The organism is Serratia sp. CY40230, assembly GCF_052168835.1.
GTDB classification, from domain to species: Bacteria; Pseudomonadota; Gammaproteobacteria; order Enterobacterales; family Enterobacteriaceae; genus Serratia; species Serratia nematodiphila.
The window spans coordinates 125702-139772 of record NZ_JBJNLX010000003.1 but is presented as its reverse complement, the minus strand read 5'-3'; the positions used below and the strand labels follow the sequence as shown (position 1 = coordinate 139772).

Genomic DNA, 14071 nt, shown 5'->3' with positions numbered 1-14071 from the left:
CCCACCCTGGTGTGAAGACTTGTACGGGTTTCATGGCCGATAAAATAACGGCGCCCCGAACAAGCGTTATTTTTCTGCCCCGATAGTAGGGCGACCGTCGCTGGCTTGCTTTATATGAAAGGCCAACTATCATTGCGTTTCGGCCAATTTGCCCGCCAAAGAGAACACATGCGCAACGTCCGCATTGATGACATCGACCACGTAACCCGCGCGGTGATCGCCATCGGCACCGATTATCCGCCGGGGCACCTGCTGCCAATGCACAGCCACCGGCGCGCGCAGTTGCTGTACGGCGCTACCGGCGTCATGCACGTTTTCACGCAGCAAGGCAATTGGGTCGTTCCGCCGCAGCACGCGGTGTGGCTGCCGCCGCAGATGCCGCACGCGGTGCGGATGGTCGGCGTCACCACCCGCAGCCTGTACCTCGAACCCGGTGCGTTGCCCGCCGAACGCCCGCAGGTATGTCAGGTGGTCAGCGTCACGCCGCTGATGCGCCAGCTGTTGATGGCGGCGGTGGATATGCCGCTGGAGTATGAACAACAGGGCCGCGACGGAGCGCTGGCGGCGCTGCTGCTGCACGAGCTGGCCCGGCTGCAACCTTTGCCGTTGCACATCCCGCTGCCCGCCGATCCTCGGCTGGGTGAGCTGTGCCGCGCCTTTTTGCAGCACCCCGACGCTCACGACTCCGCGCAGCAATGGGCCCCTCGTCTGTACATGAGCATTCGCACCTTCAGCCGCTTCTTTCGCGCGCAGACCGGCCTGCCTTTTTCGCAATGGCGCCAGCGCGCCTGCGTGGTGCTGGCGCTGGCGCTGCTGGCCGAAGGGCACAGCGTGACGCAGGTGGCGATGGAGATGGGATATGACAGCAGCGCGGCGTTTTCAACCATGTTCCGCCGCGTGCTGGGGCAGGCGCCCTCCTCCTATCTGACGGAAGACGGGCGCGACGGTTGACGGATTAGCGGAATTTCTTGTGGTTGGCGTCGCGGGTTTGCTTGAAGCCTTGCGCCAGCTGCTTCGCTTCAGCGACTTTGCCCTGATTGGCCAGCGCCAGCGCCTGATCGATCTGGCCGATCAGGGTGTCCAACCCGCTGCGGAAATCTTTCATCTCCGGGCTGTCGGCGGCTTTGTCTTCCAGCTTCGGCGGGGTGCCCTGTTTGGCATCCTGCGCGGCGGCGCGCATGTTCTGCAGGCTCTGTTTGAGGGTAGCGGCGGAGTCGGTATTCAGCACCGTTTTGTAGTTTTCCGCCAGGGTGTCCATATCGTCGCCCAGATCGGCAGCGACCGCCAGCGAACTGGCTGCCAGCAGCGTCAACGCCGCCAGCGCTTTCAGGGTATTCTGCATGTTTGCTCACCTTCCAGTTATTGTTTTAATTAACCCACCGTTACCATAGGCAAGGCCGGGCAAAACCGAAACCGGAGATTTGTAAGCAAGGTTGAGACGGGATAACGCGCGACCGGCGGGCACCGGCCGCGCAGAGGATCATTGACCGGCGATCTTCATTTCCGGCAGCAGCACCGAACCGCACTGGATATTGCTGCGGGTTTCGATATCGCTGCCGACGCTGACGATGTTGCGCAGCATGTCTTTCAGGTTGCCGGCAATGGTGATCTCGCTGACCGGGTACTGGATCTCACCATTTTCCACCCAGAAACCGGCGGCGCCGCGCGAGTAATCGCCGGTGACGCCGCTGACGCCCTGGCCCATCAACTCGGTGACCACCAGGCCGGTGCCAAGCTGTTTCAACATGCCGGCGAAGTCAGCGCCCTGCCCGGCAATGCGCCAGTTATGGATGCCGCCGGCATGGCCGGTGCTGTGCAGGCCCAGCTTGCGCGCCGAGTAGCTGGTCATCAACCAGGTCTGCAGCACGCCGTCCTTGATGATATCGCGCCGCTGGGTGCGCACGCCCTCGCTGTCGAACGGCGTTGACGCCAGCCCTTTCAGCAGGTGCGGATGCTCCTCGACGGTCAGCCACGCCGGCAGGATCTGTTTGCCGAGCGAGTCCAGCAGGAAAGTGGATTTACGGTAGACGCTGCTGCCACTGATGGCGCCCACCAGATGGCCGAAAAGCCCGGTGGCCACTTCGGAGGCGAACAGCACCGGCGCCTTCATGGTCGACAGTTTGCGCGGCGCAAGACGCGCCAGCGTGCGGCGGGCGCACTCCTGCCCCACCCACTCGGGGCTGTGCAGATCGCCCATCGCCCGGCCGATGGTGTAAGCGTAATCCCGCTCCATGTCGCCGTCCTGTTCTGCGATGACGCAGCTGGACAGCGAGTGACGGCTGGAACAGTAGCTTTGCAGCATGCCGTGGCTGTTGCCGAACACCTTGATGCCGTAGTGGCTGTTGAAGCTGCCGCCTTCGGTGTTGGTAATGCGTTTGTCCGCCGCCAGCGAAGCCTGCTCGGCGCGCGCCGCCAGCTCGATGCCGCGATCGGCGTCCAGCTCGGTAGGGTGGAACAGATCGAGATCCGGCGCCTCGAACGCCAGCAGATCTTTCTCAGCCGGGCCGGCGCAGGGATCCTCAGAGGTATAGCGCGCGATGTCCAGCGCCGCCTGTACGGTGCGGGCGATGGCGTCCGGGCTGAGATCGGTGGAAGAGGCGCTGCCTTTGCGCTGGCGGTGATACACGGTAATGCCCAGCGCGCCATCGCTGTTGAACTCGACGTTTTCCACTTCGCCGAAGCGGGTGCTGACGCTGATGCCGGTCGATTTGGTGACCGCGACTTCCGCCGCGTCGGAACCGGCGCGGGCCAGCTCCAGCGCCTGAGAAACGGCCTGTTCCAGCGCCTTGCGCTGTTCTGCAACTTGAGTGACTACTTTCATCAATCTGCCATAATTAATCAGAAAATCGTTGAGAAAAGTGCCGGAGCGGCGTAGTTGTGCACGCGGAGCGGCGCGCAAAAATCCTGAGATCTCTGCCGTTGAGTCTAACAGGAACCGCGTTGAATTTCGCATAAAGCCGGCAACCTGTTAGGATTAGCCTCTTTTTAACGGAGCCTACCATGAACAAACAGCCTGAAGACTGGCTCGACGATGTCCCGGAGAATGAAAACGAGGACGATGACGAGATTATCTGGGTCAGTAAAAGTGAGATTAAACGTGATGCCGAAGCGCTGAAAGACCTGGGGGCCGAAATGGTCGATCTGGGCAAAAACGCGCTGGATCGCATTCCGTTGGATGAAGATTTGCGTGCCGCCATCGAACTGGCGCAGAAGATCAAAAAAGAGGGCCGTCGCCGTCAGCTGCAGCTGATCGGTAAAATGCTGCGCGCCCGCGATATCGAGCCGATCCAGACCGCGCTCGACAAGCTGAAAAACCGCCACAACCAGCAGGTTTCGCTGTTCCACAAGCTGGAAGCGCTGCGCGACCGTCTGGTCGAAGAAGGCGATGACGTCATTCCGTCGATCCTGGATCTGTATCCGGCCGCCGATCGCCAACAGCTGCGTTCACTGGTGCGCAACGCGCAGAAAGAGAAGGCCGCCAACAAGCCGCCTAAGGCTTACCGCCAGATCTTCCAATACCTGCGCGAGCTGGCCGAAGCGGCCGACTAAGCGCCGCCGCCATCCCGGGATGAACCCGTTTCATCCCCGGTGATGTGCCGGTTCGCCGCTGCTTTCGCGGATATTGAAGCGCAGGCTGCCTTCCAGCTCTTCTTCCGCCTCTTCAAACAGCAGAATGATCGCGCCGAAACGACGCTTGCTGCGGGCATTCAGGTGAGTGAACTCGATTTCCACCGGCAGACCGATATCGCCGGTCACTACGTCCCACAGCGCGTCGAGGTTGGCGCCGAATCCCTCGTCCAGCGCAAACTTGTGCGCAAAATCGCGGTAGAAGGTCGGCACATCCTGGATCTGTTCAAAATCAAACTCTACTTTTGCCATCAAACTCACTCCACACGAATGAAGTTTTTGTAATGGTCGCGCGTGACGAAGATCAGACCATCGCTCGAATACAGCAGGCGATCGGCGCCGCGCCGGCCACACTGGTAATTGATGTCCGCTTCGCGCCAGACCCGGCCGCCGGCGCTCGGCAGTTGCCCTTCACGGTTAGAGAATCGATCGCCGCCAATCGCCTTGCCCGGCAATACCGCACAGAGGTTGCCTGAACGCGGGTCCCAGCCCTGCTCGCGCGCCTGCTTCTTGGTGACGTAATAGCCCGGAAGCCGCTGATGCTGCTGCAGGTAGCTCACCACCGTTTGCTGCTGCGTGAGCCGATCGATGCTTTGCTGTTGCCCCGCCGGCGCTTGTACCACCGTCGCATTGCCGCCGATCGCACGGTGCTCGTTGCCGCGCAGCGCGCTGAAGACGGCGATGACCACGGCGATGACAATCGCCAACAGAATCCGCTTGTTCATGACATTCCCTGAAATTATGCCGCCGAAGGCGCCGCAGCTCCCCCAGGCTAGTTAGGTATATAGCCGACCTGGATGAAACTAAGATGACCGGCACGTCACGTTTTTGCGGCGGTAAGCGTTTCATCCACTCATGACAATGATGCCACTTTCCAGTCGTTCTGGCACTCGGAGTCTCTCTGAAAACGGGCCGCCTCACATGAGACGGCTCGCCATGCCAGGCGCTGCTTTCAGTATAGTCAGGGAAGGCGCCGCACAACGCGGCGCAACAGGAGGGAACGCATCAATCGATCAAGGCGTGACGATAGCGATGCAGCATGTCGGCCAGGCGTTTCACCGGCCCGGTGACGCTGAGCGGCGCCTGATTGTCCACCAGCTTCTGCTGGTACTCGTTCATTTCACCCAGCAAGCGATCGTAGTAATAGGCGCGCTTGACGTCGTTCTTGGCGGAGACCACCCGATCGGCGGTGCTGCGGATCTGGCGGTGGAAGGCCGACAGCTCTTCGCTGACCGGAATCTCCGCCCGCTGCATGCGCTGGTGGGCAATGATCAAGTTCAGCGCCAGACGATACTTGGCGATGTCGTTCGGGAACATCATCAGCAGCTGGTTAAGCTGCTGATACAGCGCCGGCAGGTGGTTTTGCCGACGACGCGCCGCCTTGGTGGTCAGCGCCGACACCGCGCTGCTGACGAACTGGTTGAGCAACGTGCGGCCGGTGCGTTCACGCGAATTGTCGCGGATCAGCAGCAGCACCATCAGCCCAACGCAGCTGCCGAGGAACTGGCCCAGCGCCCCGTCGAGAAACTGGGTGACGTTGAACTCCATCGGGTTGCTCAGCACCAGAATGTTGATGGTCCCGGCCAGCAGCCCCAGCGAACCGAGCCGCCGCTTCTGCACCTCGATGCCGATGAAAAACGCCAGCAGGCCGAGGCTGAGACACAGCAGCAAAATGCTCTGCTGCGTCGCCGGCAGGATCACCATGAAGAACAGAGAGCCGACCGGGATCGCCGCCAGCATGCCCAGCACGAAATCCATCGCCACCATGCGCGGCGCCGGGGTGCGCATCGCCAGCGAGGTGATGACCGCGATGATCACCATAAAACCGCTGCCGGACGTCCAGCCGGTCCACAGCCACAGCAGGCTGCCGAAGGCCGTCGCCACAAAGGTGCGCAGGCCGTTGATCATCGCGTGATGCCCTTCCGCCGAAGTCGGCTTGACCACGGTTTCGTTGCTCAACACCCCCTCTTCCACCGCGCTGATGCTGCAGTTGGCGTGCACACCTTTCGACAGCAGCAGGTAGCGCGTCGCCGCGCCGACCCAGCCGGTGAGGGTCGGCAGCGTTTCCTCGGAACGATGCGTGGTCAGCACCTGGCGTAGCAGCTTCATGCGCTTGTGGATCTCCTGCGGGGTTTCCGCCGGGACCATCAGCTGCTCACGCAGACTGTCTTTCAGCGCGTCCGGGTGATTCAACAAGATCAGATAGGTTTCGCAGGCCTGGGTGATCAGCGTCAGCGACAGCGTATGCAGCGCTTTTACCCGGCGGTTGACCTTCTGCCAGCGCGAGGACTCCATCATCAGGTTGTTGCGCATGCCGTCCAGCGCCGTGGTGCTCTTCACCAGATTGCTCCAGGCGCGATCGATATCCTCTTTGTCGGCATTGCTGATGCACATCTGCATCAGGCGGTATTGCGCCACCAGCAGCTGATCCACCGCCCGATCGATGTCCTGTTTGATCGAACGCGGCGAGAACAGCAGATCCGCCAACACGGCGCTGACGATCCCCAGCACGATCTCGCTGCAACGTTCGATGGCGAACTGCGGCGCTTCCAGCAGATGAGACTCGCTGGTGGCGACAGTCACGATGATGATCAGCGCGGTATACCCGGCCAGCCCCCAGGCATAGGAGTTCTCCACCTTGATAAGCGAAGAGATCCAGGTGCAGAAACCGGCCCAGATGCAGCACAGCAACAGCATCACCACCGGCGCGCGGGCGGTGGTGATGATAATGATCAGGCCGACGAAGCAACCGATAAAGGTGCCGATAATGCGCAGCCAGCCGCGGTGGCGGATGGCGCCGGAGAAGGGTTCGCCGCCGGCGGCAAAGGCCGGGCCGGCGGCGACGATGGCGGCGGTCATCGCCGACCAGCGCGGGGTTTCCAGATTGAGATGGAAGCCGACGAACAGCGCAAACACAATCGCGAAGCTGAGTTTGAAGGCGAATCTCAGCCGGATAAAGGTTGGGCTGCTCATTAGCCGAACTCACGCAGCCGGTGCATCAGGCGCACAAAAGGCGAGCCGCTGTCGGCATTGCGATCGTTCTTGCCGACGATCACCACGGTGGCGGTGGTGCCGGCCGGGTACGGATGCTGTTGATCCTTGGCGTCCAGCAGGATCTTCACCGGCACGCGCTGCGCCAGGCGCACCCACTCCAGGTTGCTGTCGATCGAGGCCAACCCTTTGTTGTTCACCGTGCTGCTGCTGTTGTTCACCGCCGCCGCCACGCTGTCGACGGTGCCGTGCATGATGCGGTTGCTGCCGAGCGGGGTGATCTCCGCGCGGTCGCCCTTATTCAGGCCATTCAGCTTGGTTTCTTCCAGGTACGCCAGGATGTAGAAGGAATCTTTCTTCACCAGCGCCACCGCCACCGAGCCGCGGGTGATGTATTCGCCGGCATGGACGTTGAGGTTGGTGATCCAGCCATCGGCCGGCGCCCGCACCGTGGTGCGTTCCAGATCCAGCTGCGCCAGCTCGCGCGCCGCAATGGCCTTCGCCAACTGGTGCTGCACGGTCTGCAGTGAGTTGTTCGACTGGTCAATCTCTTCCTGCGACATCGCCTGCACGCCCAGCTTCACGCGGCGGCCGGCCTCGCGCCGTTTTTCCGCCGCCAGCGTCTGATAGTAGGCGACGTCGGCGCCGGCTTCCGCCAGCGCCTGCTCATAACGCGGCCGATCGACCACGAACAGCACCTGGCCTTTCTTCACCAGTTGGTTATCCACCACCGGCACGTCGGTCAGCAGGCCGCTGACGTCCGGGGCGATCGCCACCACATCGGCGGTAAACTTGGCATCACGCGTCCACGGCGACTCGGTGTAGAACACCCAGGCCTTGAATATCGCGGCGATGCCCAACAGCACAAGAATCAAAGTGATCGCGATTCGGGTTATTTTTATCGAAAAATTTTTCACAGCGACCTCAAACAAAAAGACACGAAATCAGATAAAACAAGCAGCAATACAGCGCGGTGTTAAACAGCGCCGGATGCCAGACAAAATCGTAAATCCCCGTCGGCTGCAGCAGGCGGCGCAAGAGAAAAAACAGCGCCAGCGACACCAGCAGCTCGAAAAACACCGGCGGAAACGACAGCCCGAAGATGACCATAACCGGAAGCAAACTCATCACTTTTTCCTTATTGTTCACTACGCCGGGGAAAGACACATCTCGCCATTCACATTCTCTTTACATTTTAGCGTGCGCGCGCCACAAATCTTGACCGGACAGCTTGTCCAGGTCACGAACCCGAAAAAAGGTTAAACTTGGGGGCAGACATCCACGACAGGGATTGCGAGGGTGCCGGAGGAGCGGCAGGATTGCGTTGCCGATCGCTCTCGCACGTTGGTAAGGTCTATTCACCCGACCACGTTATATTAGCCTGCTTACTATCAAGGCATCAACAATCTGTGATCTAAATCACTTTTAAGCCAGAGTGAATAATGGAAAGATTAAAACGGATGTCGGTATTCGCCAAAGTGGTTGAGTTCGGGTCGTTTACCGCGGCCGCACGCCAACTCGACATGAGCGTTTCATCGATCAGTCAGACCGTCTCGAAACTGGAAAATGAACTGCAGGTCAAGCTGTTGAACCGCAGCACGCGCAGCATCGGCCTGACCGAGGCCGGCAAAATCTACTATCAGGGCTGCCGACGCATGCTGCAAGAAGTCAGCGAGGTGCATGAGCAGCTGTACGCATTTAACAATACGCCCGCCGGCACGCTGCGCATCGGCAGCTCATCCACCATGGCGCAAAACGTGCTGGCGAACATGACCGCCGAGATGATGAAAGAGTACCCAGGCCTGACGGTCAACCTGGTAACCGGCATTCCGGCGCCGGATCTGATCACCGACGGACTGGATCTGGTGATCCGCACCGGGGCGCTGCAGGACTCCAGCCTGTTCTCCCGCCGCCTGGGGCAGATGCCGATGGTGGTGTGCGCCGCCAAAAGCTACCTGATCCAGCACGGTACGCCGCAGAAGCCGAGCGACATGGTCAACTTCTCCTGGCTGGAGTACAGCGTGCGGCCCGACAGCGAATTTGAACTGATGTCGCCGGAAGGCATCACCACACGCATTTCCCCGCAGGGGCGCTTCGTCACCAACGACTCCTCCACCATGATCCGTTGGCTGAAAAACGGCGCCGGCATCGCCTACGCCCCGCTGATGTGGGTGATCGAAGAGATCAAACGCGGCGAGATCGAGATCCTGTTCAAAAGCTACCATTCGGATCCGCGGCCGATCTACGCGCTCTATACCGAGAAAGACAAACTGCCGCTGAAGGTGCAGGTGTGCATCAACTATTTAACCGACTATTTCGAACGCGTAGCGGCGGTCTATCAGGGCTATCGCTGAGCGGCGCTCAAATAGCGGCGCGCCAGCGCGGCCAGCAGCGTCAGCGCCACCATGCCGAAGCCCCACAGCAACCAGACGGCGTAGCCCGCCCAGGTCAGCAGCACAGGAAAATAGCTCGCCAGCCCGCTGCCCAGCTGTTTCAGACATGGCAGCCAGGCGTCCAGCACCGCCTGCGGCACCAGGCTCAGCGCACCGTTCACCGGCAACGATGCCTTCCCGGCTGCCTCCGCCAACGCCGGGAGCCAGGCCAGCACCCCGGCTACGCCCCAGGCCAGCAGCGTCCATAGCGCCATGGCGCCCAGCAGCAGCGCGAGTGTCCAACCGCCCCGGTTCACGGCACACCGCCGCCGCACTGCGGACAAAAGCGGCTACCCGGCGGCAACGGTGCGGCGCACTGGCCGCAGGTGGCGCTTAGCGCGGCAAACGGCTGACCGCAGCGGTGGCAATAACGGGCGCCCGATTTATTCACTGCCCGGCATTCCGGGCACTGCGGCCCCGGCTCGCCATGCTGGTTATAGCGGTTGCCATGATGCCCGCCGCCGTGGCCCGCGCGCTGATGACCGCCGTGAATACCGCCTTGCCCCAACAACCGTTTCAGTAAGCTCATCCCGCCTCTCCTCTGTGCATTGACGCTGAACCTCACTGTAAACCCTGGAGTAAACTACAGGGTAAAGCCCGGCGAGCAGGATTTACGTTTCATTACATCGTAAAAGTGGCAAGGCTTTGATGCCGTTAACAAAAGCACCATCGGCATTATCCCACGCCGTCGCGCTGCGTTATGCTGCGGAAACCTCTCCCTGCATCAGGAATAACCATGAAAAAAATCATACTGGACTGTGACCCGGGGCATGACGACGCCATCGCTCTGTTGCTGGCCTGGGGCAATCCGCAGATCGACCTGCTGGCGGTCACCACCGTGGTGGGTAACCAGACGCTGGACAAAGTGACGCGCAACGCCCTGGCGGTGGCCCGTATCGCCAATATCACCGGCGTCCCCTTCGCCGCCGGCTGCCCGCGTCCGCTGGTGCGCAATATCGAAGTGGCGCCCGACATTCACGGCGACTCAGGCCTCGATGGCCCGGTGCTGCCGGAACCCCACCTGCAGTTGGACTCACGCCACGCGGTAGACCTGATCATCGAGACCGTGATGGCCCACCCGCCGGGCAGCGTGACGCTGGTGCCGACCGGCGGCCTGACCAATATCGCCATGGCGGTGCGTAAAGAGCCGCGCATTGCCGAACGGGTCAAGGAAGTGGTGCTGATGGGCGGCGGCTATCATGTGGGCAACTGGAGCGCGGTGGCGGAGTTCAATATCAAAATCGATCCCGAGGCGGCACACATCGTGTTCAACGAAAAATGGCCGCTCACCATGGTCGGGCTGGATCTCACCCACCAGGCGCTGGCCACGCCGGCAGTCTGCGAACGCATCGCCGCCCTCGGCACCCGGCCGGCCGCCTTCGTCGGCGAGCTGCTGGCATTCTTTGGGCGTATGTACCAACAGGCGCAGGGCTTCAGCGCCCCGCCGGTGCACGATCCATGCGCGGTGGCCTATGTGATCGACCCGAGCGTCATGACGGTGCGCAAAGCGCCGGTAAATATAGAGCTGACCGGCACCCTCACCTTAGGCATGACGGTGGCGGACTTCCGCACGCCGCCGCCGCCGGATTGCCACACCCAGGTGGCGGTCAAACTGGATCAGGATAAATTCTGGGATCTGGTGGTGGATGCGCTGGAGCGGATCGGCGACGTGGAGTAAGCGCACAAGAGACGAGATTAACGCGCTTGGGCAGGCGCGTTAGTCCGTATTCTGCCGCGGCAACGGGAGGCTCAAGCCATAACCTCTTTTATTTCCAATGCAGCAGAACAATCCTAACAATAAGTCATTTTATAAAAATTAAAAAAAACAGATAAAGACAAGAAGAATCTTAATAAAAATAAAACCATAAAAATCACATTGAATTTAAAAATCAGCAATGGGAAACGATGGAATAAATCTCCGCCGTCACGCCGCCGCTGACGAAATAAATTAAACAATAATATCCCTATTTTATTCTTCACATTGACTACCGACATAGGCCATCGCCGAGATACCTCACGATATTCACACACGTCAAGACAACGCTCAATCAACTGATTTTAATAAACAAAAATAACATTCGATTAAAAATTGACTGAATCACAATAGATTTGAGAAAATAGCGCATCTGTTTTTGTAAACAACAAAAATGCCTTTTACGGGTGAAAAATACGGCTTAACCTTTCTTTAGGCACACGGCCTCGCGCATTCTCAGGGTAAACATTATTTATCGCTTCACCATGAAGACGGATTAAATTTCCCATGAGACATTTTCGAATTGAACATTACATGCATTTCAACATCAGGATAAAGGATAGGGAATAATCAAAACATGCATTTCATAAACGCTATCAGGCCTTGGCAGGTTAACCATGGCCGATAAATCTCCCGCTAACGCAGCAACCATCGCCGTGCTGCCCCTGCTGCTGATCTGGATGGCGGTGATCCTGCCGATTTATCACCCCAACATGGGCGGCGGCGGTCTGGCGCTGCCGCAAAACATTCTGGCCTGGGGCGTCATGGCGCTCACTACGCTGATCGTGACGTTTACCGTTTGCCTGGGTCGCATCCGCCTTTCGCTGACCCCCACCGCCCGGCGGTTACTGCTCGGCATCGCCGTACTGGCGCTGCCGCTGCTGTATACCCGCCCCGAGTGGCGCGAAGATGCCCTGTGGCGCTGCGCCGGTTTGCTCGGCGGTTGGCTGTTCTATGTCGCCTGCCTGCAGCTGCGCCCAACTCCCCGTCAGCGCAGCCTGCTGCTGTACGGCCTGCTGTTCGCCGTCGGCGTTCAGGCATTGCTGGCGGCTCTGCAGCTGTTCGCCCCTGCGCTGGCCTGGATATCCCCTAACGGCAGCCGGGTTTACGGCGTCTTTCAGCAACCGAACGTGCTGGGCAGCTTTATCGCCACCGGGCTGGCTTTGGCGCTCTGGCTGCTGCTGGCTCCCTTCTCTGCGCCGACGCGGCGGCAAATCCCGCTGCTCGCGCTGCTGGCCGTTTTCTCCGCCCTGCTGGTGCTGATCCAGTCGCGCGCCGCCTGGCTTGGCGGCGCCTTGGCGGCGGCGCTGCTGCTGTGGCGCTTTGCCCGCCAACGCCCGGCCGCAAGCCGCTGGGCCGGCGGCGCGCTGCTGCTGGGCGTGGCGTTCGGTACCACGGTGTTGTTCACCGGTTTCGGCCTGGATGGCCGCGCGGGTCTGATCGGTCGGGAGCTGTCCAATAGCGCTCGCCTCACCATGCTGCATGACGTCGGCGCCATGATCCTGGCCAAGCCGCTGCTGGGCTGGGGTTACGGCGGTTTTGAATACAGCTTCGCGCACTTTCGCCTGCAGGAAATGCCCTGGCGAGAAGTGTTGGAAGTCGCCGGGCATCCGCACAATGAAATCCTGCTGTGGTGGGTTGAGGGTGGCCTGCCGGCGCTGGCAGGTATCGCTATCGTCCTTGCCGCCGGCGTACGGCTGCTGAAAAGCGCCTGGCAACGGGATCGAGAACAGCCGAACGGTGCGCGCGTCGGCTTGTTCCTGGTGCTGCTGCCGATGCTGATACACACCCAGCTGGAATACCCTTTCTATCTGTCTGCGCCGCACTGGCTGGCGTTTCTGCTGCTGCTGGCGCTGCTGGACGGCCAAAGCGGCGAGCCCCGCCCGCTGCCGTTCGCCAAAGCCCTGAGCCTGCCGGTGGCGCTTGCGGCGCTCGGCGTGCTGGTGATGGCGGTCTTCGCCTGGCAAGGGCGCATGGCGCTCACCCAGTCGGAGCGCACTATGCTGGCCAACATCGACAGCATCGAGCAGATGCCGCCGCCGGCCGCTTGGATCTACCGGGAGCGCAAAACCTTCGACGAGCAATCTCACGCGCTGCTGGTCTACAACCAGACGCGTGATGATGCCCTGTTGACCGGCTATCGGCAGTGGGCCAATGCCTATCTGCAGCACCGCATCGACGCCAACGTCTACGCCACGCTGATCATGATCTTGCGCTATCAGGGGGATCAGGCACAAGCCGACGCTCGCCTGCGGGAAGCCGCTTTCCTGTTTGCGCGGGATGCACGGTTCAGGTAGGGACAACAAGGTGAGAGCGATGCCTCGTTGCTCTCACCTCCGTCATTTATGTAGCAAAATCAACGCGGCAATATCGCGCACTCTTTATCCAGCAGCGACTCTACCGACGCGCGATTGCCGACGTCCCAGCCGCGCTTCGAGGCCAGCAAGATAAACCCTTGCCGGCCGGCAAACGTCGTCGGAACGACGACCACGCCATATTCCGCCATCTGCGGCGGCGACAGATGGAAATAATCTGCCAAATCCTTAATCGGGTAGATGCCCATCACGGCTGGCTGCATCACGCGGCGAGCATAATAGGTGTGGCGCAACAACTTATCCGGCAAAGGCCGCCATTGTTCCTGTATGTAGGGGCGTTCCGCCTGCAATTGGCGCCGCACGTCCTCGCGCAGACAGGTCAGGTGAATGTGCAACTGGTTTTGGCTGCGGCCGTAAGCGGAGTTGATCGCCATGCCCAACATATCATCCGGCACCGGCCCGCCATACTCGGCGGCCAGCCGGTAACGCATCAGCCAGGCATAGCCAAAATAGTCCGTCCGTTCTCCAACCAGCAGCTGCGGGCTTTCAATGCCGGAGAGCGGCGCCGTCGGCACCAGGATAAAGTGATAAGGGTAACGCGGGTTCTGCAGCACGCTAAAGCCCTGCGCTTTCCCCTGCGGCATATAAATCTGCTCGCACGGGGCCGGATTGCGTTTTTGCTGATAGTTGGCCATGCAGAGTTTATCGACCACGCCCCACAGCGCATCGGAACGGGCGCAGCCCGTCAGGGACAGAACGCCCAGCACCAGCAGCCAACGCCGAGCGGATAACGCCAGGCGCGTCATTCTTGTCGTGCTCTGTTTTTTCGCCACGTCAATTTCATTCCATTATGTCGTGCAGGCTACGGCGTCCTGCCGCGCTTAGCGTTACGAATGCGAGAAAGGCCGCGAAATGGAGCATGGTTGAGGGGCCAACGCGTGGCCCCTTGAGGA

15 protein-coding genes are annotated in these 14071 nt (G+C 60.5%); 5 read left to right on the top strand and 10 right to left on the bottom strand.

From position 1 onward, the window contains the following. Positions 1 to 168 precede the first annotated feature (168 nt). Positions 169 to 951 carry an AraC family transcriptional regulator gene (locus tag ACJ8IJ_RS12295; protein WP_131165439.1) on the top strand — a complete coding sequence of 261 codons (783 nt, stop codon included), beginning with the start codon at positions 169 to 171 and terminating at the stop codon, positions 949 to 951. Between the two features lie 4 nt (positions 952 to 955). On the opposite strand, the gene cybC is transcribed toward ACJ8IJ_RS12295, so the two are convergent. Next, positions 956 to 1342, bottom strand: a complete 387-nt coding sequence (cybC, locus tag ACJ8IJ_RS12290; protein WP_015379185.1) for a cytochrome b562 — start codon at positions 1340 to 1342, stop codon at positions 956 to 958. A 138-nt stretch (positions 1343 to 1480) separates the two neighbouring features. Further along, positions 1481 to 2821, bottom strand: coding sequence for a metalloprotease PmbA (gene pmbA / locus ACJ8IJ_RS12285; RefSeq protein ID WP_286093616.1), 1341 nt, complete (start codon positions 2819 to 2821; stop codon positions 1481 to 1483). A gap of 179 nt (positions 2822 to 3000) precedes the next feature. Between pmbA and yjgA the strand changes: the two genes are divergently transcribed. Continuing rightward, complete coding sequence (yjgA, locus tag ACJ8IJ_RS12280; RefSeq protein ID WP_004936968.1) at positions 3001 to 3549, top strand: ribosome biogenesis factor YjgA; 549 nt, start codon at positions 3001 to 3003, stop codon at positions 3547 to 3549. Positions 3550 to 3579: 30 nt separating this feature from the next. Here the strand turns inward: yjgA and ACJ8IJ_RS12275 are convergent, their stop codons facing one another. The 5 genes from ACJ8IJ_RS12275 to aaeX form a co-directional block, all read right to left on the bottom strand. After that, complete coding sequence (locus tag ACJ8IJ_RS12275; protein WP_004936963.1) at positions 3580 to 3879, bottom strand: barstar family protein; 300 nt, start codon at positions 3877 to 3879, stop codon at positions 3580 to 3582. A gap of 5 nt (positions 3880 to 3884) precedes the next feature. Next, positions 3885 to 4352: a ribonuclease gene (locus tag ACJ8IJ_RS12270; protein ID WP_004936959.1), complete on the bottom strand. Its 468-nt coding sequence runs from the start codon at positions 4350 to 4352 to the stop codon at positions 3885 to 3887. A gap of 280 nt (positions 4353 to 4632) precedes the next feature. Continuing rightward, a complete protein-coding gene (gene aaeB / locus ACJ8IJ_RS12265; RefSeq protein ID WP_033632003.1) occupies positions 4633 to 6600 on the bottom strand; it encodes a p-hydroxybenzoic acid efflux pump subunit AaeB in 1968 nt (655 codons plus the stop codon). Beyond that, entirely contained in the window at positions 6600 to 7535 is a 936-nt protein-coding gene (aaeA, locus tag ACJ8IJ_RS12260) for a p-hydroxybenzoic acid efflux pump subunit AaeA (protein ID WP_004936954.1), read from the bottom strand. The genes aaeB and aaeA overlap by 1 nt, the downstream gene beginning before the upstream one ends. A 7-nt stretch (positions 7536 to 7542) precedes the next feature. Further along, the gene (aaeX, locus tag ACJ8IJ_RS12255; RefSeq protein ID WP_004936952.1) at positions 7543 to 7746 is read right to left on the bottom strand and encodes a p-hydroxybenzoic acid efflux pump operon protein AaeX; all 204 of its coding nucleotides are present in this window, start codon (positions 7744 to 7746) and stop codon (positions 7543 to 7545) included. Between the two features lie 314 nt (positions 7747 to 8060). On the opposite strand from aaeX, the gene aaeR reads away from it, so the two are divergent. After that, positions 8061 to 8972 carry an HTH-type transcriptional activator AaeR gene (gene aaeR / locus ACJ8IJ_RS12250; protein WP_015379188.1) on the top strand — a complete coding sequence of 304 codons (912 nt, stop codon included), beginning with the start codon at positions 8061 to 8063 and terminating at the stop codon, positions 8970 to 8972. Here aaeR and ACJ8IJ_RS12245 read toward each other — a convergent pair. Together ACJ8IJ_RS12245 and ACJ8IJ_RS12240 are read right to left on the bottom strand one after the other, a co-directional pair. Next, a complete protein-coding gene (locus tag ACJ8IJ_RS12245; RefSeq protein WP_442518720.1) occupies positions 8963 to 9307 on the bottom strand; it encodes a hypothetical protein in 345 nt (114 codons plus the stop codon). The genes aaeR and ACJ8IJ_RS12245 overlap by 10 nt on opposite strands. After that, positions 9304 to 9579, bottom strand: a complete 276-nt coding sequence (locus tag ACJ8IJ_RS12240; RefSeq protein WP_004936944.1) for a double zinc ribbon domain-containing protein — start codon at positions 9577 to 9579, stop codon at positions 9304 to 9306. Before ACJ8IJ_RS12240 ends, ACJ8IJ_RS12245 begins: the two co-directional genes overlap by 4 nt. Positions 9580 to 9786: 207 nt before the next feature. Here ACJ8IJ_RS12240 and uriH point away from each other — a divergent pair, with 207 nt between their 5' ends. Both uriH and ACJ8IJ_RS12230 read left to right on the top strand, forming a co-directional pair. Next, a complete protein-coding gene (uriH, locus tag ACJ8IJ_RS12235; protein ID WP_154871685.1) occupies positions 9787 to 10728 on the top strand; it encodes a uridine-preferring nucleoside hydrolase UriH in 942 nt (313 codons plus the stop codon). 692 nt (positions 10729 to 11420) lie between these two features. Next, a complete protein-coding gene (locus ACJ8IJ_RS12230) occupies positions 11421 to 13100 on the top strand; it encodes a PglL family O-oligosaccharyltransferase (protein WP_004936938.1) in 1680 nt (559 codons plus the stop codon). A 59-nt stretch (positions 13101 to 13159) separates the two neighbouring features. On the opposite strand, the gene ACJ8IJ_RS12225 is transcribed toward ACJ8IJ_RS12230, so the two are convergent. Next, entirely contained in the window at positions 13160 to 13924 is a 765-nt protein-coding gene (locus ACJ8IJ_RS12225; RefSeq protein ID WP_131165471.1) for a CDP-diacylglycerol diphosphatase, read from the bottom strand. Between the last annotated feature and the right edge of the window lie 147 nt (positions 13925 to 14071).

Excerpts from the sequence above, each read along its gene's own strand:
- ACJ8IJ_RS12225 (WP_131165471.1), bottom strand. The coding sequence starts at position 13,924 with ATGACGCGCCTGGCGTTATCCGCTCGGCGTTGGCTGCTGGTGCTGGGC.
- ACJ8IJ_RS12240 (WP_004936944.1), bottom strand. The coding sequence starts at position 9,579 with ATGAGCTTACTGAAACGGTTGTTGGGGCAAGGCGGTATTCACGGCGGT.
- aaeX (WP_004936952.1), bottom strand. The coding sequence starts at position 7,746 with ATGAGTTTGCTTCCGGTTATGGTCATCTTCGGGCTGTCGTTTCCGCCG.
- aaeR (WP_015379188.1), top strand. The coding sequence starts at position 8,061 with ATGGAAAGATTAAAACGGATGTCGGTATTCGCCAAAGTGGTTGAGTTC.
- ACJ8IJ_RS12230 (WP_004936938.1), top strand. The coding sequence starts at position 11,421 with ATGGCCGATAAATCTCCCGCTAACGCAGCAACCATCGCCGTGCTGCCC.
- yjgA (WP_004936968.1), top strand. The coding sequence starts at position 3,001 with ATGAACAAACAGCCTGAAGACTGGCTCGACGATGTCCCGGAGAATGAA.
- ACJ8IJ_RS12270 (WP_004936959.1), bottom strand. The coding sequence starts at position 4,352 with ATGAACAAGCGGATTCTGTTGGCGATTGTCATCGCCGTGGTCATCGCC.
- ACJ8IJ_RS12295 (WP_131165439.1), top strand. The coding sequence starts at position 169 with ATGCGCAACGTCCGCATTGATGACATCGACCACGTAACCCGCGCGGTG.
- aaeB (WP_033632003.1), bottom strand. The coding sequence starts at position 6,600 with ATGAGCAGCCCAACCTTTATCCGGCTGAGATTCGCCTTCAAACTCAGC.
- uriH (WP_154871685.1), top strand. The coding sequence starts at position 9,787 with ATGAAAAAAATCATACTGGACTGTGACCCGGGGCATGACGACGCCATC.
- cybC (WP_015379185.1), bottom strand. The coding sequence starts at position 1,342 with ATGCAGAATACCCTGAAAGCGCTGGCGGCGTTGACGCTGCTGGCAGCC.
- ACJ8IJ_RS12275 (WP_004936963.1), bottom strand. The coding sequence starts at position 3,879 with ATGGCAAAAGTAGAGTTTGATTTTGAACAGATCCAGGATGTGCCGACC.
- pmbA (WP_286093616.1), bottom strand. The coding sequence starts at position 2,821 with ATGAAAGTAGTCACTCAAGTTGCAGAACAGCGCAAGGCGCTGGAACAG.